The following is a 21751-nucleotide window of genomic DNA, read 5'->3' as shown; positions in this document are numbered from 1 at the left end:
ATGGTCAGCGTGGCGGCAAGGGCGGCATCCACCTGATGTTTCTTGCTCAGGACGGGTACTTCGTTCAAGCTTTTGAGGGGTAGTTCCCGAACTTGCTCCTGCAGCTTTTTCCAAACCTTCTCGTCGGTCTTCGCAACTGTCTCGGCATCGTTCATCCGCACAGTAGTTTTTTCGGCATCGACTTCGATGCTCCGCTGCGTACCGCGCGTGAATTCTTCCAGGCGAATGCGCTTGATAGGTTCCGGGCTACTTGCCGACAGCAATGAGAGTAATAGAAGCAATGAGTTCAGGTACGTCATGAATTTAGATGGTAACTACTCTCTGCAAACGCCTCTCTTTCCCCGAAAGTGCATCTCATGAGGAATCCGGCTTAATTTTTGCTTCCTGATCGATTCGTTACCTTTACCAAAAAAACGTGATTGAATGAAAGTCAGGGCTTGGCTGCTTTGGGGGTGTGCAGTGTGGATGATGGGGAAGGCCGAAGCCCAGCAATTGCCGCAGGGTAGTCTGTACACGCTCAATCCGTTTGTAGTCAACCCGGCGCTGTCGGGAGCCTACGACTTTGCCGATGTCCGCCTCAGCTACCGCCGTCAATGGATGGGGCTGGACGACGCTCCCAACACCGCCTACCTCACCGCCCACACGCCCATTGGTTACGGCGACAAAGTACCTCAAACTACTCGTACGCCTCGCTACGCCAATCGCAGCGGCCTGTCTCCTACTCCACCTGTCGGTTCCTGGCGCTTTGGTGCCGGTGCAGTTTTGCTCGCCGACCGCACCGGGCCTACCGAACGCAATATTGCCCAACTCACGGGCGCGGCGCACATCAGTCTGCCGGGCGATTGGCTATTGTCGGCGGGCCTTGGGGCGGGCATTTTGCAGTATAATCTCCGTTTCGATCGTATTACTACCGCCACGCCCTCCGACCCTATCCTGCCCGACGGCCGAATTTCTTTGCTAAAGCCGTACTTTTCGGCGGGAATGCTGGTGCGAAAAGGTAATTTCTGGGCAGGCATTTCGGTACTTTCTCCGCTACCTGTTTCTTTGGCTTACGCCGCTCCTTCGGGAGCCGAAACTACCAGCAAAGTACTTCCTCACTACTACCTGACAGCCGCTTATCGCCTGAATATGGCTGAGGAATGGGCGCTGATTCCGCAGGTTTGGGTCAAGAGAGTTGGGAAAGTTCCACTTTCGGTAGATGGCCAACTACGCGTTCAATACGCCGACCGCCTCTGGGGGGGCGTGCAGTACCGGGCCAGCGATAGCTTCGGCGCGGTGCTGGGCATGGCACTGTCGCCCAATTTCACGATTAACTACGCCTACGAATATCCATTATCGGCGATCAATTCAGTTTCGTCGGGTAGTCACGAGATATTGCTGGGCTTTCGATTTAACAATCGGGCGGCGATTTATTGTCCGCCGATGGGTTGGTGAATGCCCTGTCGAATTAAGGTCGAATGCCCCTTTTTCAGGGGCATTTTTCGTATCATTGCAACCTTGAACGCAACCCACTATCCGTATTTATGGATATTTCGATATTAATTATAATCCTCAGTTGCACGGTGCTGTTGTCGTACGCTTTCGACCTCATCAGCTCCCGCACCAAGCTTCCTTCTGTGGTGTTGCTGCTGGCTACGGGGATGATCGGGCGACAAGTTACCGACCACTTCGACGTCAGGATTCCGGGAGTTGACGTACTCCTTCCTACCTTAGGTACCATTGGTCTTATTCTCATCGTGTTGGAAGGAGGATTAGACCTCGAACTGAGCGGTGGCAAGCACAAGCTGATCGGCCGGACGCTCCTGTCGGCACTACTCGGTTTAGTGTTAAGTATGTTGGTCATTGCAGGGATATTTTATCTATTGCTTGGCGAAAGCTTTTACAACGCAGTGGTGACAGCCACGCCCTTTGCCATCATCAGCAGCGCGGTCGCCATTCCCAGCGTCAGCGGACTGGAAAAGCGGCGGCGGGAGTACATGGTCTATGAATCTTCCTTGTCGGACATTCTGGGGCTTATGCTCTTCAACATTCTGGTGCTGCCCAGTAACTCGGGATGGGAGTCGGCGGGACAATTTTTGCAAAGTACCCTCCTGATTGTTATCATTTCGGTCATTTCCTGTTTCATTCTGCTGTATCTGATCGCCCGCATCAGTCACCACGTTAAGTACCTGCCTATTATTTCGGTTTTGTTCCTGATTTACGCGGTGGGTAAGCTCTACCACCTGTCTTCACTTTTAGCTATTCTCATTTTTGGTTTATTTCTCAACAACACCGAACTATTCGTTCGGGGAAAACTTCACACTTTCCTCAAAAATGATCTGTTTGAGGCCGAATTGGAGCAATTCAAGCAACTTACCGCCGAAAGCGCATTTGTAATCCGCACTTTCTTTTTCCTCATTTTCGGCTATTCAGCCGATCTTGGTGACTTTGCCGACCTCGATGCCTGGATTGTGAGCCTCCTGATTCTGCTGGCCATTCTGGGCACCCGATTCATTACACTCAAAACTACCTTCCGAGGTAGTTTGAGTCCGCTGCTTTACATCGCACCGCGCGGACTGATCACCGTTTTGCTCTTCCTGAGTATCCCGGAGCAGTATATGGTCGCAGGCTTTCGCAAAGGCATACTGATGATTACGGTCATCATCACCGCCATCACGATGATGACGGCGGTGATGACCTACAAGGGCCCGCCGGAAGAAGAGGTTTTGGATGAAGAACTAGAGGAAATACCAAAAAGCCCAGAGCCGCCTCTGCCGCAAATAAAGCGAGGATGATTCGTGGCTGAATGCTTCTCTTTCAAAGGAAATATTGCGGTAAGCCACGTAGTGGTTGCGATGTACGGCCAATCGTACAAGGTACTCGACAAAGTACCACAAGTAAAAGGGCAAAAAACCCATCTCGAGCTGTTGCCGCAGGTGAATACGCTCGTGGTTGAGCAGTTTTTTGCTTGGTTTTTTACTTTTGATAAAAACGAAAGGAAAAAATGCCATCCCGGCTACCCATAGGGAAGGAATCTGAACCAAAATGCCTTTGTATGTTTTTTTCACATCAAGCTAAAACCAAAGTTTACGCTGACTGACCAGCCAACTATTGCCATTCTCTATGCTTACAACTATAATAATCATTTTCGTGGTTGGCTACCTGGCCATCGCGCTCGAAGAAACCATCCAAGTCAATAAAACGGCCTCCGCCCTGATCACCGGGGTACTTTGCTGGACAGCCTACGTGCTTTACAGTTCCGACACGGAGTTTGTCGTGGAGGAACTCTCGCTGCATTTAGGGGAAATATCCGAGATATTGTTTTTCCTTTTGGGAGCCATGACTATCGTTGAACTCATCGACGCCCACGAAGGTTTTGCCATCATCACTGAGCGAATCAAGACCCGCGACCCGATTCGCCTGCTTTGGATCATCTGTATCCTTACCTTTTTCCTCTCCGCCCTGCTTGACAACCTGACTACCTCCATCGTAATGGTGTCACTGTTGCGCAAAATAATGCCCGAAGGCGAACAACGCAAACTTATGGCAGGTATGATTATCATCGCGGCCAACTCCGGCGGGGCGTGGTCGCCCATCGGCGACGTGTCCACGACCATGCTCTGGATCGGCGGACAAGTCAGCACTACGGCCATCATAACCAACCTCATTCTGCCCAGCATGGTGTCGCTGGCCGTGCCACTACTGTACATGACTTTCGCCATGAAAGGTAGTTTGCAGACTGTCCCGATGCAACCCGGCAACGTTGCTTCCCCAATCTTCGACGCTGAAAACGGCGTTTCGCGCGGTCAGGGAAGACTTATGCTTTTCGCGGGCGTACTCGCACTGCTGTTTGTTCCTGTCTTTAAAACTGTTACCCACCTACCTCCCTACATGGGCATGCTGCTGTCGCTGGGGGTGCTGTGGGTGCTTTCCGAAATTATCCACAAAGACAAGGATGAGGAGGATCGGGTCCCCTATACACCTGCTTACGCGCTGAGCAAGATCGATGTACCCAGTATTCTCTTCTTTCTGGGAATTCTGGCCGCAGTGGGCGTACTCGAAGCTACCGAAGTACTGAGCGATTTGGCCGCTCGTCTGGATGCGCTGGTCGGTAACCTGGATGTGATCGTGGTAGTCATCGGGGCGGTTTCGGCCATCGTGGACAACGTTCCCGTAGTCGCGGCGGCCATGGGCATGTATGACATGAGTGTGTACCCAACCGACCACAAACTCTGGGAATTCATGGCCTACTGCGCTGGCACGGGGGGTAGTATGCTCGTCATTGGTTCGGCGGCGGGCGTGGCCGTCATGGGAATCGAGAAGCTGGATTTTGTTTGGTATTTGAAAAGAATCGCTTTTCTGGCTATGATCGGTTACCTGGCGGGTGCGGGAGTGTACTTATTGATGTTTTGATTCCTCATTTCCTTTACATTTGTTTCAAAAAACCAAACTGAAACAAATCATGAAATACAAATCGATTTTTGGAGTAATGCTCGGCTTACTGGTGAGCCTGAATGCCTTCGCCCAAGACCTCACTACCGCCGACGCCGTAGTGGACAAGTACCTGGCCGCCGTGGGTGGCAAAGACAAGATTCGCACGATTCAGGACATAACCGTCAGCGCTACGACCGATATGCAAGGGCGCACGATGGAGACAGAGACAAAAATGAAAATGCCCAACAAGTTTAAGCAGACTTCCTACATGATGGGCAACGAAGCGGGCGGCACCATTTATGACGGCACGACGCTCTCGCGCTCGATGCGCGGACAAACGACGACCAAAGAGGGTAAAGAAGCCTACCAGGAGTTTATGCAAAATCACCCCTTTCCCGAAATCTTCTACGATTCGCTCCAAGTGGAGAAAAAACTGGTTGGTATCGAAAAAGTGGATGGCAAAGACGCTTACGACCTAGAACTTACGGCAAACGGCAATACCTGGCACGACTACTTCGATAGGGATTCGGGCCTGAAAGTGAAGCGCACCGCCACCAATGAGTCACCGCGTGGCAAGATGGAGGCGGTATTCACTTATGGCGATTACAAGGCAGTGAATGGTGTCAAATTTCCTTTTGCTTCCAGCCGGAAATTCGGGCAATTTGAGATGGCTTCTGAGACGCAGTCCATCAAAATCAACAAGGGGATCGATGACAAGCAGTTTAAGATAAAGTAAGCTGTCGCCGATTAGTTACCGACAGTCAGCTTCTCATACAGTTAGTCAGAAAAGCAGATTGCCGATAACTTACGATCGATGGATGAACTAACTCCTGCTAATCTCGATCACCTCGAGTTCCACCGTACCCGCCGGAATTTTGATCTCGGCGACTTCGCCTACGCGCTTGCCCAATAGCCCTTTTCCGATGGGCGAGCCGACAGAGATTTTTCCGGTTTTCAAATCGGCTTCCTCTTCCGAGACGAGCGTGTAGTTCATTTCGGCTCCATTTTTCCTGTTTTTGATTTTGACCGTAGAAAGCACGGCCACCATCGAGGTGTCGATGGAGGACTCGTCAAGAATGCGGGCGCCGGAGAGAATTTCTCCCAGCTTAGCAATCTTCAATTCGTGCAGCCCCTGCGCGTCCTTGGCGGCGTCGTATTCGGCGTTTTCGCTCAGGTCGCCCTTGTCGCGGGCTTCGGCAATTTGGCGGGCGATGTCCGTGCGACCCTTTGTTTTCATTTCGTTCAGCTCGGCCTTTAAGCGGTTGAGGCCCTCTTCGGTGTAGTATGATACCTTTGCCATATTAAATATATGTTTTAATTTTTTGAAAAAAGTTTTTCAGTCGGGTTGTATCACAAAAAAGAACGGCGCGCCGACCGTTCAAGGGATAATCAAAAAATCACTCGCGGGAGTGATCGTCAGGTCGCGTAGGTCGGGAAGCCGTACCGGAAAATTTGTTGCATAGTCCAATCTTGAACGACAAATTTAGCAATATTTGCAAACCTCTCCAATTAATCGTTCAGCGTTCGGCCCAGGTCGCTCCGTTCTTACTTCGTTCATGGCAACTGTCAACTATCCACCCGCTACGGAGTACCGTCAACTGACCACCAAATAAATGCGCTTTCTTCGACTTCTCGTTCAGCTAGTCTTCATATTCCTTCTGGTAGTGGGAGTCATTTCGCTATGGGAAAATTGGCGGACAGGCGATTGGTTGCCCAGTTGGTTCTCGCAAAAGAACAAACTGGAAAACACGCAGACGGTAGTTTTGGAGGAGATTACCTCGCTAGGGAAGCTTGAACTGGTACGATACAACTTTAAGGATATCGTGGAGCAGCAGATTACTAAAATGTGGCTACCCGACGCCAAAGCCGTCCTGATTGTACAGGGCGAAGCTGTCGGCTGCGTGGATCTCACCCAAATGGACATTGCTGATATCGAGGCTGGACAAGACACCCTCGTTATCCACCTGCCGGAGCCGGAACTTTGCTTCTTCAAGATCGACCACGACCGCTCCAAAGTTTACAACACCGAGTATGCTTTCATGGAAGAGGCACAGTTGGTCCAGGAAGGCTACAAGCAAGCCGAACGGCAAATTCGACAATCGGCCCTGGACATGGGAATCTTGGAGCAGACCCGAGAGAACGCCCGCAAGATGCTTACGCCGATTCTGGAACGCGCATCGGGAAAGAAGGTAGTTCTGCTGTTCCCTATGAAGGGGGAATTACCAAAGTTGAGGTAAATCGATCCTTCAACCCCACCCCGCTAAGCTGATGGGTTTTCATTTCTTGTAATAGATAGAAGATTTTCTCGGCAGCGCGTTCGTAGGATAGGCCATCGGGCCGGATGTTGGAGACGCAGTTGCGGCGCTCGTCTGTCAGGCCCGCGCGGGGACGGTGCGTAAGGTACGCACCCAGACTGTGGGGCGAGGTCAGGCCCGGACGCTCACCGATGAGAATAAGAGTCATTTCGGAGCGGAGTCCTTCCCCTATTTCGTCGGCTATAGCCACGCGACCTTGTTCTACCAGCGCGATCGGAGCGAGTCTCCAGTTTGCTTGCCTGATTTTTTTCAGCAATAACTTAATAATCTCTTCCGCGTGGGTGTTGACCGCCACGGCGGAAAGCCCGTCGGCGATGACGATGCACAAATCGTTTTCTGCCGATTTAGAATTTTGGAGGATGGTTTGCGAATCCTCATGAAGTTTTCGGCCCAAATCGGGCCTCAGCAAGTACTCTCGTCGGTCGTGGGCCTGGCCTTTCAAGCTTACGGAAGGTAGTCCCCATTTGCCTAGCTGCTTTTCCAATTTTTCAAAATCAAAAACAGAGTACACTGCGTCGCGGGCGCGGGCGTGGTCGAGATTAAATTCCAGCAGCCGCTGTGTGGGCAGGCTGTGGCCCGTGCGGCCCAATGCCACGCGAGCAGGGGTGTGTTTAGTAAGGCTCTCGATCGTAATAGGAGTACTCATGCGGCAACATTCAGGTAGTTCACAGTTGGTTCGATAATGTTTTCTGTCCCAGCAACCGACCGAAATTATCCATAGTCCATTGTCCACTATCCATTAATCGCCTATTCCAAGCCTCAAACTCCGGCGCGGGTCGTCGTCCCAATACATCACGCAGGTATAGGGCATCGTGGAAGGAGGTACTTTGGTAGTGTAACATCACATCGTCGGCACCGGGGACACCCATGATAAAGTTTGCTCCGGCCACGCCCATCAGAGTGAGCAGCGTATCCATGTCGTCCTGGTCGGCTTCGGCGTGGTTGGTGTAGCAGATGTCGATGCCCATCGGCAGCCCCAGCAGTTTTCCACAAAAAACATCTTCCAGGCCCGCACGGATGATTTGCTTGCCATTATAGAGGTACTCCGGGCCGATGAAACCAACCACCGTATTGACAAGCAGAGGATCAAAGGCCCGAGCCATGGCATAGGCTCGGGCTTCACAGGTTTGCTGATCCAGACCGTGGTGGGCATTGGCGGAAAGTGCCGCGCCTTGTCCGGTTTCAAAGTACATGAGGTTCTGACCGACCGTTCCGCGTTTTAATGATAGTCCTGCCTCGTGGGCTTCTTTTAGTAAAGCCAGGTTGATGCCAAATGATTTGTTCAAAGCCTCCGTCCCGCCGATGGACTGAAAAACCAGATCGACCGGGGCCTTTTGCTCGATAAGTTGCAGCGTGGTGGTCACGTGGCTCAGGACGCAACTTTGGGTCGGGATGTCGAAGCGTTGCCGGATGCCGTCGATCATTTCCAACAGACCGCCGACGGTGGCCACGTGGTCGGTGGCGGGATTGATCCCGATCACGGCGTCGCCGCTGCCGTAGAGGAGTCCGTCGATAATGGACGCAGCAATTCCCTTGAAGTCGTCAGAAGGGTGGTTAGGTTGCAGCCGGGTAGAGAGCCGCCCTTTTAGCCCAATGGTGTTTCTGAATTTGGTAACAATCTCGCATTTGGCGGATACCGTGATCAAATCCTGAACCCGCATGAGTTTGCTAACCGCCGCTGCCATTTCGGGTGTAATTCCGGGCGCGAGAGCGCGGAGGGTTTCGGTCGTTGTTTTCTCTGAGAGCAGGTAGTCGCGGAATTCGCCGACGGTTAGGGATTTTATTGGCTCAAAAGCCAGCGTATCGTGCGTGTTGGTGATAAGCCGGGTGACTTCGTCTCTTTCGTAGGGAATTAAATGCTCAGTTAGAAAAATATTTAGTGGTAAATCGGCTAAGGTAATTTGCGCCGCCACTCGCTCCTCGTAGCTGTGCGCGGCAACGCCCGCCAGTTGGTCGCCCGAGCGAAGCGGGGACGCTTTGGCCAGCAGGGTCTTGAGGTCCTGGAAATGGTAGGTAAAGCCTCGGATGGTTTGGCGGTAGGGCATAAAATGCACTTTCATTAATCGGCTGAAAGTACATAAAAAAACGGGCGAGTCGCCCATACCACATAAAAAAAGCGGCGAAAAGTACTTTTCACCGCTTTTTTGAAATGTTTTTTCTGTTATTACAGAATAACGACCGAATTCTCGTCGGTTGAATCACCAGCAGGAACATACTTATCAGCAGCCCAGTCATTCTCCCACTTCTCGCCATCCAGCAAGTAACGGAATTGGTACTCGCGGCCTGGCTCTAGTTCAACGATCGCCTTATAAGATCCGTCCTTTTGCTTTTTCAGAGCGGTGGCCTCCGAAGGACCCCAACCGTTGAAATCGCCCAATACGGTCACTTTCTTTGACTCTGCAACCGCCTCAGCAGGCAGGGAGAACGTTACTTTGCAAATGTTTTTACTCTTCAAATAATTTTTTACCAATGCCATAACTGTAAATAGGTTTTGTTAACTTACCCGGCAAAGGTATAAAACAATATTTTTAATGCAATGATTTTCAGTTCAATAAATTAATCTCCACTTCAAATAATTATACATCTACCATTTTTTTTTAAGATAGTGCAATTACTGTATTTGGTAGCGAAAGCCTAAAAACCCGCGGATTCCCTGATTAGGCGCATAAACGTAGCTCGGGTCGAAGGTGAGGCGGTAAGGATTGTCGGGCGTGGCTACAACTTGTCGCGATGCGTCGAACTGTACATTTTTGTCAAACGGATCATTGGGCCGAGCGATCGAATTGGCGGGCGGGCGAAAGTTCAGCAGGTTCTTCACGCCGCCGTATAGTTCGGCACGGGTACCCAGTTTTTTGGTAAACTGAATGTTTTGCAATGACCAAACGGGCGAGTACTCGGCACGCGGATCTTCGGCGCTCAGAAGCGGCAACCGCATGGGGCCGTATACATTTCCGGTATAGTCAACCGTGAGTCCGGCCCGGGCAAAGTCGTAAGTCACGGCCCAGGTACCCATGACTCGCTCGGTGAGAATGGGGCGAATTCGGACGCCATTACGCACCTGCACGTTGTCCATCACCGTGGCTCCGGCCACAATCGTGAGCGGCGCGTAAAGATTAACGTCCAGATTCAGACTGACGCCCTTGGACTCGGCGTAGCCGTCGAGGTTGTCGTAAATGATTTGGTTGGGATTCGTGTCGTAGTCGGGCAAGATGCGGTTGCTGAATCGAGTGTAGAACAAAGAGGCATCCAGGCCGACGAATGAATTACCCGTCACAATTTTCTTGACAAAATTCAGGTTCGCGTTCCAGCTTTGCTCAGGTTTCAGGGCGCTTTTGACGATCACCTCCCGTGCTCCGGTCAGAGCGGCATGTTCTTCGGTAAAGAGGTTCACCACGCGGTAGCCTCGGCCCACGTTCAGCCGTAGTGCATCGGTTTGGTTAAGGCTTAGTTTATAAGCTATGCGGGGCGTGAAAATACTACCATGCCGCGAGTTGTAGTCATAGCGCGCGCCGAGCAGCAGTTTATGCGGACCGCTTGTGATTTCGTCCTGCAAGAAGACGCCCGGAAGAAAAATACGGTCAGGACGGTTGCCCTCGATTTCGGAAAAAGTACCGGGCGTATTGTCGTCGTAGTAGGTGTAGCGTAGCGGTAGTCCGGCTAGCAGACTGTGCTTGCCCGCCGTTTTATCCCACAGCATCTGGCCAAAAGCGATGCGCTGCGTGGCCATATACGGCGTATTGCCGTAATAGGAATTCTGTGCGTGGGAGTTGAGTGAATACTGAAATGTCAGCTTTTCGGTCGTCGGAAGTTGGTAAAGTCCAATGGCCTCGAAGCGTTGAGTGTAAATGCTCTCGCCATAGACTCGGTCACCGCCGCGTTCGGCGGGCGTCCAGTTCATCTGCCCGCCCCAGCGATCTTCGTAAAAATAGCGCACCGCCAGGGTCGCCTGACGATTTTCAGGACGCTGCACCGACCACTTGTTAAAAACTGAAAGGCGGTGTTGCAGCGTCAGGTCAGTGAAGCCATCGCCGTTATTGTCGATTGGGTTCTGGTAGTTGAAGTAGTTCACGCCCAGCAACGAAGAGACCTTTTCCCCGGTATTGAACTTGAAGCCTAAATCCAGGTTTATGTCCTGCCAGTTGCTACTAAAAATATCCGCCGAGAAAGTCGGGGCCTTGCTGACATTTTTGGTAATGATATTTATCAAACCGCCCACCGCCTCAGAGCCGTAGAGCGTCGAAGCCGGCCCTTTAACTACTTCCACGCGTTCGATCAGGCTGTTGGGAATCCCAATCAGCCCGTACACCGTCGAAAGCCCGCTGACGATTGGCGTGCCATCGAGCAGCACCATCGTATAAGGCCCTTCCAGGCCGTTGATATGGATGTCGCCCGTGTTGCATACGTTACAATTGAGCTGCGGTCGCACGCCATTGACGTAAGTCAGCGCCTCGAAGATGCTGGGAACCGGGTTTTTGTACAAAAACTTTTGTGTGATGATGTCCACCGGGACGGGACTGGCTAGCTTAGACACTTCCTTCATTGTTCCCGTCACCACTACCTCAGCCAATTGACCAGCTTCTTCTTGTAACGCAACTTCGATGCGGGTAGTCTGATTAGCAGTTAGCATAACGCTCTGCTGGTAAGCTTTGTAGCCGATAGCGGAGATTAATATCATGTGCTTTCCCGCGGGCAAAGCCGTGAGTTCGAACCTTCCGGTAGAGTCGGCGGTAGTTCCGAAGGTTTTGCCTTGGATCGCGACACTAGCGAATTCTATGGGCTGTCCGGCGTGGGTGACCGTCCCCTCCAAAATAGTCTGCGCCTGAACATGCAGCGTACAAATGGACAATACAATCAAAAGTATTTTTTTTAACATCTATAAAACAAAATTTGGCTCACTTCACTTTTCTTTTCAATGCAAAGTTAATCACAAAAATAATCATGCCAAATATATTTTTTAGATTAGTCTAAAATTATTCAACATAAAAGCGAATTCCTAAGTTTGGAGGCAGATAGACTACATTTACTTTTCAAAAAGATTATTTATGTTCCAAAAACTTTTCAAGCCAACCATTCTCTCCATCAATGCCAATTTGGGCGTTCTGTTTCTGCGCATTGGTATTGGGCTGATCATGATTGCGGGTCACGGCTACCAGAAATTGCAAAAGTACCTTGGCAGTGACCTTGCCTTCGGTGATCCTATCGGTTTGGGAGAAGAAACATCGTTGCTGCTGGCTATTTTTGCCGAGTTCATATGCTCTCTGCTGCTGATTTTCGGGTTTCTGACCCGCGCGGTTCTTATTCCGCTGATATTCACGATGCTCGTGGCGCTGTTTGTTGTCCACGGAAATGCTGCTCTAGGCAAGCAGGAACTACCACTTCTATACGCGCTATCTTACCTGACGCTCTTTCTGACGGGGCCGGGGAAGTATTCACTGGATCAGGTTATTTTTAGAGATAAGTGAGATTGATCCTGAAAGGTTTTTTGCCTAAAATGCCAGCCTTAGTGCTGCTGATTTGCTGTGCAGCTTGCAGTCGTAAGGCACAAATGCCCCCTTCGCTCACTAATCAGCAAATGCGGCAGGATGTCGCCTTTCTGAACAAAAAATTAGAGAAATTATACCCCGGCCTGGGCTACTACGGCTCCCAAAAAGCCTACGAAGACTACCGGGATTCGTTGGTGGCGCGGCTACCGAATTCGCTGGCTTACCGCGATTTTTTTAAACGAATTGCCCCGCTCGTCAACAGCCAGAAAGACGGACACTTGAACCTGTACCAACGCAAAAGAATCACCGACAAAAACACGACTTACCTACCTTTCACCCTACGAGAAGTGGCCGGAAAATACTATGTGTATTTCAACGGATCAGCCGATTCGACGCTAGGGCGCGGAACGGAATTACTAACCATCGAGGGACAAGAACTATCTCAACTCCACGCCTTGCTGGCCGATAATTTCCGGGCCGGGGCCGACGCCGACATCGCCACGGGACGCCTGTTCAGAACGCTCAACTCATTCCCTGCCTACTACAATGCCTGGTTTGGCGAGAATGATTCGTTGCTGGTCAGCTATGTCAGCGTCGATAGCGCGGCGGTTGCTACGGGTGACACGCTGCAAAAGTACGTGGTCAGCCAGACGAAGAAAGCCGTGAACGAGTACCTGAAAAAGCGCTATCCGAAAGATATTTCGATCCGCAAAAACCTCTCGCTCGCCAGGATCGACAGCAGCCTCGATGGCGTCGTCCTGCGCGTCAGCTCGTTTTCCAAATTTCCGAAAGGAGATTTTTTTAACGCAAAATTCAAACGGAAGCTCCGGCAGGACTTCCGCCTGATCAAGGAAAAAAACTACCAAAACCTGGTCATCGATATGCGCAGCAACGGCGGCGGATCGGTGGCCAATTCGGGCTATCTCCTCTCCTATCTATTGCCCGAACCCTTCTCGGTGTTTAGCGAAGAGACACTCAAACCCGGTGCCGTGCTGCCCTACATCACTACGCCCCTCAACCCCGTAAGTCCGGTAGCGTTCTTCCTCACCCACCACCGCGACCGCACGACCGGACTGTGGCGAACCAACACGGCCAGGAAAAAGGACTTCAAGCCCAATAAAAAATACGGCTACCGGAACAATTTGTACCTTTTGGTCAACGGTGCGTCTTTTTCGGCCACGGTGTCTGTGCTGTCGCACCTGCGGGATCAGGGCGTTGGCAAAATCGTGGGCGAAGCGCCGGGCGGGGCGTATTGGGGGGATTTCGCGGCCCGATTCAAGGTAATCACGCTGCCCAACTCAGGGCTGAGAATCAGAATCCCGCTCAAAACCATGTACCACGATGTGAAGCCGCTGGACGACCCGGAAATCAAACCCGACTTGCCCCTTGTTCGCACTTACGAAGACATCATTACACCTGGCCGCGACTATGGGCTGGAATACGTCAAGTCGCTCATTCGGCAGGACAAGTGAAGGCTTCGGATTGCTGATTATTTCTTATTTTTGATAAAAAACCAACATCCTTTGTCTCAGATTTTCATGAAAAAACTTATTCCTCTTCTCCTGCTTGCTTCCGTCTCCGCTTTCGCCCAAAATCTCAAAGCCCCGGAGCAAAAGATCGTCGCCAAAGTTAAGGCTGACCTGCCCCAAACCCTCGACCTGCTAAAAGAAGTCGTCAATATCAACAGCGGCACGCTCAACCACGCGGGTGTCCGGGCCGTCGGCGACGTGTTCAAGCGCGAGTTCGACGCAATGGGCTTCACTACGGAATGGGTGACGCTGCCCGATTCGCTGAACCGCGCCGGGCATTTTGTAGCCACGCGCAAAGGTAATCAGGGCAAAAAGCTTTTCCTCATCGGTCACCTCGACACGGTTTTTGAAAAGTCCATGCCCTTCACGCCCTTTACCAAACTCAATGACTCCACCGCTACCGGGCAGGGTGCCAACGACATGAAAGGTGGCGATGTAATGATCGTGGCCGCCCTCAAAGCCCTGCACGCCAATGGTTTGTTGGACAACACTTCGATTATGGTTTATTTTACAGGTGATGAGGAAAGCTCGGGCAAACCTACTTCGGTTAGCAGGAAAGACTTCATCGACCGCGCCAAAGCCTATGACATCGCGCTGGCTTACGAAACGGCCCAAAGTTTCGGTATTGCGGCCACGGCCCGAAGGGGCGCGAGCGGCTGGGAACTGACCACGCACGGCCAAACGGGGCACTCGTCGGGGGTTTTTGGAAAAAGGGCGGGCTACGGCTCCATCTACGAGGCGGCCCGCATCCTGAATGAATTCCGTGAAACACTAAGCGCAGAGCAGTACCTAACATTCAATCCCGGTGTGATGGTTGGCGGAACCGAGGTCAACTATGATCCGAAAACGGCGGAGGGTACTACGGTAGGCAAGTCCAACATCGTGGCCCAGAAGACCATCGTCACCGGCGACCTGCGTTTCCTGACCGAACAACAAAAGGACAACGCCCGCGCCAAAATGCGCCAGATCGTGGCAAAAAACTTGCCCGGTACTTCGGCAGAAATCGAGTTCAGCGATGGCATCCCCGGTATGGAACCCAAGCCTGGCAACGCCAAAGTACTGGCCGTGCTGGATCAGGTGAGCCGCGACCTGGGCATGGGTTCCGTGAAAGCGGGCGATCCCGGCTCACGCGGCGCGGGAGACATCTCGTACATCGCCGAGTACGTGGACTGCCTCGACGGGCTGGGCGCGTCCGGCAGCGGTGCCCACGCACCGGGCGAAACGATTAATTTGAAGGAGTATCCGGCACTAATTCAGCGGTCGGCGTTGCTGATGTATCGGCTGACGCGGTAGATTTTGCGACTCGGTTTAATATAAGCCTTACTTCTTCCGCGCTTCGGCAATCGGCTGGAACGGCCCAAACTTATGCTGCTGTTCCGAAAAGCCATCAGCATAGGGGCCGTAAGGCGCATCAATGGGCTTTTGGGAGTTGTCCATCCAGTCACCGCTTTGCTCCCGGTGCGGGTGCGGGCGGGAATTGACGAAGGCGGCCAGGTCCCAGGCTTCTTCGTCGGTGAGTTGGGGGTTTTGATAAGTCGCGCCCAGCGGCATGTTATTCTTGACATAGCCCGCGAAGGACGCGATTCGGAAAAGCCCCGCGCCGTCGTTGTAGCTGTGTTCACCCCAAAGCGGTGGATAAACGTAAGCCATGCCGTCGGGAGCGGGCAGGCCTTCGCCGTTGGCCCCGTGGCAAACCTGGCATTTGGCCTGATAAATTAAGCGACCTTTTTCAGGGTCGGCTGCTCGGTCGAGGAAGGCCAGCTTTTCCAGGCCTGTACCTTTGGGCGTCACACCTTTTGGCACGTCATGCCCGAGCCATTTCATATAAGCGATCATGGCTTGCATTTCGCGGCTGCTGCTGTCAGGTGCAACGCCGTTCAGACTGCGCTCGAAGCAGTCCGAAATGCGCTTGACGACCGACTCCACGCTGCCCGATCGCGTTCGGTACTTGGGATAGGTCGAGAAAACCGCCGCGTAGTTGTTGCCCATGATTTTTGTGCCGGCTTCCAGGTGGCAGTTCTGGCAGTTCATGCCGTTGGTGTTTTGCTTTACGCTGCCTTTCGGGCCGAGGTAATTGGCGGTATGCGCGACCAGTTCGCGACCATAGAGAATCAGTCCGCCTTCGGCGTTTTTGGGCAAATCCTCCACTTTGGGGGGTTGCCAAAGGGTGTCTGCTCCGGCGGGATAAGCCGTTACGTAGTTGCTTGGAGCAGGAATTTCGGGTGAACTATAAGCCGCCAGAATTCCGGCTAAGACTAGCAGCGCGAGGGTGGTGGCTTTGATTTGTGGTGACAAGGCGTTCATTCAATCTGTGTTTGAGAACCAAAGAACTAAAAAGCCTGCCACCATGCAAAACTTGGGTTCATTTTATTTGCCGATAAGAAAGGTCACGCCCAACCGCAAGCTTGTTGGAGTGCTAATACTTTGTGTATTAGTAATGTTCCTGTTATATAGCAAGTCGATGTTGACGCGTCTGGAAACGCGAAAACTTAGACCCAATCCGGCTGCGGCGGTGAAGGAATTTCTTGCAGCGACCGTATTCTCACCGCCAAATAAGTACGAAGTATTTCCTGACTGAAAATTCCAGCCCGCCGATAACTGGGCAAAAGGTTTAACTTTCCAGGAAGTAAAGTAGTAGCGAGTAAAAATTTCAGGCCTCAAGGATCGAGTATTTTGCGTTCGAATAGGTTTGGCAACAAAAATAGCACTAGTCCCAGCCGCTTTGTCCTCAAAATCATACTCCCCGTAAGAAAGCTGTAACCCGACCAGCAGCCGATTAGCGACAAAATATCCTCCCTGCCCAGTAAGCGACCAAGTGTCATGTTTGTAAGAATTGCTTCCCCCGAAACCACCCGTACCGTTCAGCCCCACAAATCGGCTGCCCTTGCTCATAGGAATCGCGATACTAGCTTTCTCGGTGGCTTTGCTGGTTTCGTTTGGCGTTTGCGCCCGCAGAGAAGTAGCCGCCAAAGCGACGAAGAGCAAGGAAATTGGGAGATTTTTCATAAGCCGATGGTTTTTTATTGAAATGACTGAATGATTTTTCCCGAAGAGAATCAACACAATTTCGCCGGCGTCGGGTTTAGGGTAGAGAACCTCACCGCTCGCATGGTTGGAAAGGCAAATCGAAAAAATTAGATTTCACAAAAAAAATACCGAAAACCCATGAAGCTCTATCAAATAATTTTAGCCCTCGCGCTGCCCGTTTTTCTAGGCTGCACCACGTCTACTTCTCGACAAAAAAACACCTCTGAAACCACCGCTGACACCAACGTGTATGGCCAAATGAATGCCACCAACGATGGCATCGGCAAAACCTACTACGGCCGCGAGATCGCCCACGTCATGGGCTTCGGCGGGGCGAGTTGGCTGGAGCGCGACGAGCGGCAGGAGGAGGAAAACACCGCGCTGGCGATCAGCAAGCTACCCATCACGGCCAGCAGTGTAGTGGCCGACATCGGGGCCGGGACGGGCTATTATACCTTCCGGATTGCGACGAAAGTACCTCAGGGCAAGGTGTACGCCGTGGATGTGCAGGATGAGTCGGTGCAGTTTTTACAAAAAAAAACCCAACAACTGGGCCTGAAAAACGTGGAGGTCGTCAAGGGCAGCGCGCAGTCGCCCAACCTGCCGGATGCCTCGGTAGATCTGGCGATTATTGTCGATGTCTATCACGAACTGGAATTCCCGCACGAAATGCTACAGTCCCTGCGCAAATCTTTGAAAGCCGATGGGAAAATCCTGCTGCTCGAGTACCGCAAGGAAGACCCGTCGATTCCAATCAAGGAACTTCACAAACTCAGCGTGGCGCAGGCCAACAAAGAAATGGCTGCCAACGGCTTCAAACTGATCCAGCGGGGCGATTTCCTGCCGATCCAGCATTTTTTAGTGTATCAAAAGGAGTGATTACTGATTTTCAGGGCTTTATTTTTACCTTTAGCTTTTAAAATCATACAAATGCAGTATGGCGAATGATTCGGGAAATAGAGAATTTTACCCCATGAAATCTACCATGAACAGACTCTATATCATACTGCTGATAGTGCCACTTGCCCTGCGCAGCTTTAGCCAGCCCTCGCCGAGTCCGAAGGACACGATTTACCTGCATAATTTGCTCAATAAGGGCGAAGCTATCGAAACCAAAAATCCTAAAAAGGCACTGGAATATTACCAGAAGGGGTACGCTTTTGCGCAAAAAACCAAAGATACAAGGGGGTACTTCAAGAGTGTACGGGTACTTTCTTTCGCGCTCAATGGCCTGGGTCGCCACAACGAGGCGATGAAAGTAGCCGAAGCCGCTTTGAAAAAAGCCCAGGAAGATACGATGAGCCGCGATCTGGCTACCGGTCATTTTTCCATCGCCACTACGGCACTTTACCAGGGCGATTATGGTAAAGCGATTGCCAACTACCAGCAAGCGGCTAAGTACACTAAAGCCGCGGGGCTTTTGCAAAATCTGTCATCTATAAACCAAAACCTGGGCTACCTGTACGATAGGCAGCGAATGTATGACAAGGCTATCGAGTACTATAAAAAAGCACTGGCCTACGACACCACTGACAAAGAGGACCGACGTTCGGTAGGGGTGGACTACCTCAGTATCGCCAATGCTTTGGATAACCAGGAGAAAATCGCCGAGTCGCGAGCATACTACAAGAAAGCGCTGGAATACATTGACCCTAAAAATGACCTCGATTTCATGTCCACCCTGTATGGCAACCTCAGCGACCAGTACAGTATGGAAGCCAAGTACGACTCGGCGCTTTATTACCAAAGCGAGGCTTTGCGCCTGAGCCGAGAGATGGGCAGTCCCCGGCACGAGCAGCATATGCTGATGCAGTTGGCTATTATAAAAAACCGTATGGGGAAATACAGGCAGGCTGTCAAGTTCCTGGACGAGTCTTACACCATCGCCCAGGAAAACACGCTGGGTTTGAACGAGTTTAGGAACATCTACCAGCAATATACGGTGGCTTACGATGGCCTGGGCAACTACCTGAAGGCCTACGAGTGGATTAATAAGTACGTAGATGCCAACGATTCGCTTAACAACGAGCAGGTCAAAACGGTATTACAGGATTACGAAGTAAAACTTAAAAAGGCTGAAAGTGCTCAGAAACTCGCCGAGAAACAGCAAGAGGTAGACTGGCTGGAATTGGAAAAGGAACGTCAGAATTTCTGGCTATTGACCGCCGCATCGTTGGGATTCATTGTCATCGGCGGGCTCTTGTTTGCCTACTTTTACGCCCACCAACGCCGCCTGGCCGCCGACAACGCGCTGCTGGCCGCCCAGCGCGAGGGCGAGCTGGCTGTGGCTAAGTCGGAGCTGGACGGACAGCGGAAGGAACGTCACCGCATTTCCAAAGAAATGCACGACGACCTGGGTGCGTCGCTTACGGCCATCGGCCTGCTCAGCGAAGTCGCCAAGCGAAAGATGGGGCCGGACACTACGCCCGAAATCGAGAAAATTTCCAGCATTTCGGCCGAAATGGTTACGGCCATGAACGAGATCATCTGGTCTTTGAATAATAAAAACGACAGCCTCAACGGCCTGATCGCCTACACGCGTTCCTACGCCAGTGAGTTCATTGATAACACCGACCTGCTGCTACGCATCGATGTGGAAGAGTCGCCCTACGAGCTGACGATGCGTGGCCCCGACCGCCGCAACGTGTTCCTAACCGTGAAGGAGGCACTCAACAACGCCGTGAAACACGCTGACGCCAGCGAACTGCGGCTGAGCATCCGGCCAGAAACTGAGCACTTGCGCATCGAGGTCTGTGACGACGGACGGGGCTTTGTCCAGCAAAGCGTCATCAGTGCGCGCAACGGGCTGGGCAATATGCGTAGTCGGATGGAGGAAGCGGGCGGTGAATGCGAGTTCGTCTCTTCGTCGCGCGGCACCTGTGTGAAAATAACCTATCCCTACCCGACGATGCCGAAAACTAAAATCATGCAAATGCAGTATAGTGAATGAGCGAGAAAAGGGAGAATTTTGCCAGATGAAAACTACCATCACCGTAGCGGTTGTCGAAGATAAGGAGCCGATCCTCCAGTCGCTGGCCATTCTCGTCGGCGGAACTGAGGGCTTCTCTTGCCACGCTACCTACGAAACTGCCGAGGCGGCCCTACTCGACCTGCCCAGCAGCTGCGTGGACGTAGTGCTGATGGACATCGACTTGCCTGGCATGAACGGCATCGAGTGCGTGCGGCAACTTCGGCCCGCCTGTCCCGACACACAGTTCATGATGTGTACCATGTACGACGAGGACGAAACGGTCTTCGAAGCCCTCAAAGCGGGTGCCAACGCCTACATTCTCAAGCGCAGCCCGCCCCACAAACTTCTGGAAGCCATCACCGAACTGCACGCAGGCGGCTCACCCATGAGCAGCACCATCGCCCGTAAAATTGCCCTTTCCTTCCATGCCGAGACCTCCGCCCCCAGCGAACTCGACGTGCTGACACCCCGCGAACGCGAGATCCTCGAAAAGCTTTCCAAAGGCCACAGCCACAAGGAAGTGGCCGTCGAGCTGTTCATTAGCCCCACTACGGTGCGCAAGCATATCTTCAACATCTACGAAAAACTGCAGGTACACTCCAAAATCGAGGCAGTCAATAAGTTTTTGGGGCGGTAGTTGACCCCAAAAATCATACAAACAGCATATTGTGAGTGGCTCTCCTGCCCGGTAGTTTTGCAACGTTGATTAATGGTAATCAATGACACAAGACAACCTTATTATTAACGTGAACTATGGATAATTAGCTTGGTAAGCTATTGAAAGATAGTGCATAGTCAGCAGGAGATAGCGAAATTCGTACTGGGCTGCCGGGCGGTGCGAACTCACAAAACCACTACCCCTACTGCTATGCTTTGCGAAGACAAGGAATTTAAACTGATTGAGATCTTCATCGCTTGCAATGATTTTTTCACCGCCCTCACCCAATGGCAAATCCAGCAAGGCTGCCTGCCCACCACGCGCAAGGGTGACCTGAGTGACAGTGAAATGATGGCACTAACGGTCTTCTACCATTACTCCGGCTACAAATGCTTTCAATATTACTACCAAAACTGCGTCCAGATGCAATTGAGCGACTATTTCCCCGACTTGATCAGCTACGACCGGTTCGTGGCCCGAATGCCCCGCCTGCTGCCTGGGTTGTTTGTACTACTCAAATGGCTCTGCGGGCAAAGTGAGCGCACGGGTTTTTATATCGCCGCAAGCAAGCCCCTGGCTGTTTGCGACAACCACCGTATCCGCGCCAACAAAGTCTTTGACGGCATCGCTGCCCGTGGCAAATCCTCAATGGGTTGGTTTTACGGCCTGAAGGCCCACCTGGTCATCAATCAGTACGGGCAGTTGGTCAACTTCGCCGTCACCCCCGGGAATGTCGCCGACAACAATGGCAGCTTGGTGACTGAACTGCTGGCTGGCCTGAAAGGGCAGTGTTTTGGCGATCGGGGGTATCTCAGTAAGCTTTTTGCTGAATTCTATCAGCAAGGGCTGCATATTGTCACAAAGGTTCGTCGTAAGATGAAGAATATCCTGATGCCCCTGGCTGATAAGCTCAATCTTCGCAAAAGGGCCGGGCGGCCGGTGCCGACTCATCGAGTCGGTTAACGACTTGCTGATCTCCGTTTTTGATGTGGAGCACACACGCCATCGCAGCCCAATCAATGCTCAGATTAACATCCTGGCAGGACTCATTGCTTATTGTTTTTACGATCGAAAACCCACGATTGTGATCCCTGTTGAAAAACTACTTTATCCATAGTTCACGTTCGGTATAGCTACGCCAAATCCTTGGACAAATTGCAAACTCATGATCAGGCATCTAAGGTGGTCGATTTTAATATTTCTATTGCTAATTTGCCCAATCCTGACGGCCCGGCGGGGCAGCTTTATTATCTCCAATTTTACGGAGGCAGCGACTCCTGCCGCTTCGACACCACGGTTGTAGTTCCCTACCGCGACTGCCGCCTGGCATGTACCAAACCGTTGGGCGGCAGCGA

The 21751-nt window shown here is 51.9% G+C and carries 21 protein-coding genes; 13 read left to right on the top strand and 8 right to left on the bottom strand.

Annotated elements, in window-relative coordinates:
- Positions 1-299 (bottom strand): hypothetical protein (locus ACEW8P_RS14100; RefSeq protein WP_373513717.1); only part of this gene is annotated, 299 nt, incomplete at its 3' end.
- Positions 300-423: 124 nt separating this feature from the next.
- Between ACEW8P_RS14100 and ACEW8P_RS14095 the strand changes: the two genes are divergently transcribed.
- From ACEW8P_RS14095 to ACEW8P_RS14080, 4 genes are all read left to right on the top strand, one after another.
- Positions 424-1434 carry a type IX secretion system membrane protein PorP/SprF gene (locus ACEW8P_RS14095; RefSeq protein ID WP_373513716.1) on the top strand — a complete coding sequence of 337 codons (1011 nt, stop codon included), beginning with the start codon at positions 424-426 and terminating at the stop codon, positions 1432-1434.
- 89 nt (positions 1435-1523) lie between these two features.
- The gene (locus ACEW8P_RS14090) at positions 1524-2774 is read left to right on the top strand and encodes a sodium:proton exchanger (protein ID WP_373513715.1); all 1251 of its coding nucleotides are present in this window, start codon (positions 1524-1526) and stop codon (positions 2772-2774) included.
- A 328-nt stretch (positions 2775-3102) separates the two neighbouring features.
- On the top strand, positions 3103-4392 hold the full coding sequence (gene nhaD, locus ACEW8P_RS14085) for a sodium:proton antiporter NhaD (RefSeq protein ID WP_373513714.1): 1290 nt from the start codon (positions 3103-3105) through the stop codon (positions 4390-4392).
- Positions 4393-4441: 49 nt separating this feature from the next.
- A complete protein-coding gene (locus ACEW8P_RS14080; protein WP_373513713.1) occupies positions 4442-5149 on the top strand; it encodes a hypothetical protein in 708 nt (235 codons plus the stop codon).
- 87 nt (positions 5150-5236) lie between these two features.
- Here ACEW8P_RS14080 and greA read toward each other — a convergent pair whose 3' ends face one another.
- Complete coding sequence (gene greA, locus ACEW8P_RS14075) at positions 5237-5713, bottom strand: transcription elongation factor GreA (RefSeq protein ID WP_373513712.1); 477 nt, start codon at positions 5711-5713, stop codon at positions 5237-5239.
- Positions 5714-6026: 313 nt separating this feature from the next.
- Between greA and ACEW8P_RS14070 the strand changes: the two genes are divergently transcribed.
- Positions 6027-6650 carry a DUF4230 domain-containing protein gene (locus ACEW8P_RS14070; protein WP_373513711.1) on the top strand — a complete coding sequence of 208 codons (624 nt, stop codon included), beginning with the start codon at positions 6027-6029 and terminating at the stop codon, positions 6648-6650.
- Here ACEW8P_RS14070 and eutC read toward each other — a convergent pair.
- The 4 genes from eutC to ACEW8P_RS14050 all read right to left on the bottom strand — a co-directional run bounded on the left by eutC (position 6619) and on the right by ACEW8P_RS14050 (position 11601).
- Complete coding sequence (gene eutC, locus ACEW8P_RS14065; RefSeq protein ID WP_373513710.1) at positions 6619-7374, bottom strand: ethanolamine ammonia-lyase subunit EutC; 756 nt, start codon at positions 7372-7374, stop codon at positions 6619-6621. The genes ACEW8P_RS14070 and eutC overlap by 32 nt on opposite strands.
- Positions 7375-7393: 19 nt before the next feature.
- Positions 7394-8773: an ethanolamine ammonia-lyase subunit EutB gene (locus tag ACEW8P_RS14060; RefSeq protein WP_373513718.1), complete on the bottom strand. Its 1380-nt coding sequence runs from the start codon at positions 8771-8773 to the stop codon at positions 7394-7396.
- Between the two features lie 119 nt (positions 8774-8892).
- The gene (locus ACEW8P_RS14055) at positions 8893-9204 is read right to left on the bottom strand and encodes an isoamylase early set domain-containing protein (protein WP_373513709.1); all 312 of its coding nucleotides are present in this window, start codon (positions 9202-9204) and stop codon (positions 8893-8895) included.
- A gap of 135 nt (positions 9205-9339) precedes the next feature.
- Positions 9340-11601, bottom strand: coding sequence for a carboxypeptidase-like regulatory domain-containing protein (locus ACEW8P_RS14050; protein WP_373513708.1), 2262 nt, complete (start codon positions 11599-11601; stop codon positions 9340-9342).
- 169 nt (positions 11602-11770) lie between these two features.
- Between ACEW8P_RS14050 and ACEW8P_RS14045 the strand changes: the two genes are divergently transcribed.
- The 3 genes from ACEW8P_RS14045 to ACEW8P_RS14035 all read left to right on the top strand — a co-directional run bounded on the left by ACEW8P_RS14045 (position 11771) and on the right by ACEW8P_RS14035 (position 15033).
- On the top strand, positions 11771-12190 hold the full coding sequence (locus ACEW8P_RS14045) for a DoxX family protein (RefSeq protein ID WP_373513707.1): 420 nt from the start codon (positions 11771-11773) through the stop codon (positions 12188-12190).
- 83 nt (positions 12191-12273) lie between these two features.
- The gene (locus ACEW8P_RS14040; protein ID WP_373513706.1) at positions 12274-13683 is read left to right on the top strand and encodes a S41 family peptidase; all 1410 of its coding nucleotides are present in this window, start codon (positions 12274-12276) and stop codon (positions 13681-13683) included.
- Positions 13684-13749: 66 nt separating this feature from the next.
- On the top strand, positions 13750-15033 hold the full coding sequence (locus ACEW8P_RS14035; protein ID WP_373513705.1) for a M20/M25/M40 family metallo-hydrolase: 1284 nt from the start codon (positions 13750-13752) through the stop codon (positions 15031-15033).
- 27 nt (positions 15034-15060) lie between these two features.
- Here the strand turns inward: ACEW8P_RS14035 and ACEW8P_RS14030 are convergent, their stop codons facing one another.
- Together ACEW8P_RS14030 and ACEW8P_RS14025 are read right to left on the bottom strand one after the other, a co-directional pair.
- Entirely contained in the window at positions 15061-16044 is a 984-nt protein-coding gene (locus ACEW8P_RS14030; RefSeq protein WP_373513704.1) for a c-type cytochrome, read from the bottom strand.
- Between the two features lie 63 nt (positions 16045-16107).
- Positions 16108-16746 carry an outer membrane beta-barrel protein gene (locus tag ACEW8P_RS14025; RefSeq protein WP_373513703.1) on the bottom strand — a complete coding sequence of 213 codons (639 nt, stop codon included), beginning with the start codon at positions 16744-16746 and terminating at the stop codon, positions 16108-16110.
- Positions 16747-16905: 159 nt separating this feature from the next.
- Here ACEW8P_RS14025 and ACEW8P_RS14020 point away from each other — a divergent pair, with 159 nt between their 5' ends.
- The 5 genes from ACEW8P_RS14020 to ACEW8P_RS14000 form a co-directional block, all read left to right on the top strand.
- On the top strand, positions 16906-17646 hold the full coding sequence (locus tag ACEW8P_RS14020) for a class I SAM-dependent methyltransferase (RefSeq protein ID WP_373513702.1): 741 nt from the start codon (positions 16906-16908) through the stop codon (positions 17644-17646).
- Between the two features lie 106 nt (positions 17647-17752).
- Positions 17753-19717 (top strand): tetratricopeptide repeat protein, encoded by a 1965-nt coding sequence (locus tag ACEW8P_RS14015; protein WP_373513701.1) that lies wholly within the window; start codon positions 17753-17755, stop codon positions 19715-19717.
- Positions 19718-19742: 25 nt separating this feature from the next.
- Positions 19743-20375 (top strand): response regulator, encoded by a 633-nt coding sequence (locus ACEW8P_RS14010; RefSeq protein WP_373513700.1) that lies wholly within the window; start codon positions 19743-19745, stop codon positions 20373-20375.
- A 150-nt stretch (positions 20376-20525) separates the two neighbouring features.
- Positions 20526-21359 carry an IS982 family transposase gene (locus tag ACEW8P_RS14005; RefSeq protein ID WP_373513699.1) on the top strand — a complete coding sequence of 278 codons (834 nt, stop codon included), beginning with the start codon at positions 20526-20528 and terminating at the stop codon, positions 21357-21359.
- Positions 21360-21551: 192 nt separating this feature from the next.
- Positions 21552-21751: hypothetical protein (locus ACEW8P_RS14000; RefSeq protein ID WP_373513698.1), on the top strand; the 200-nt coding region annotated here is incomplete at its 3' end.

This window comes from Persicitalea sp. (assembly GCF_041751555.1).
In the GTDB taxonomy this organism is placed as follows: Bacteria; Bacteroidota; Bacteroidia; order Cytophagales; family Spirosomataceae; genus Persicitalea.
Note: the sequence above shows the minus strand (reverse complement) of the source record. Positions and strands in the feature narration are given on the sequence as shown.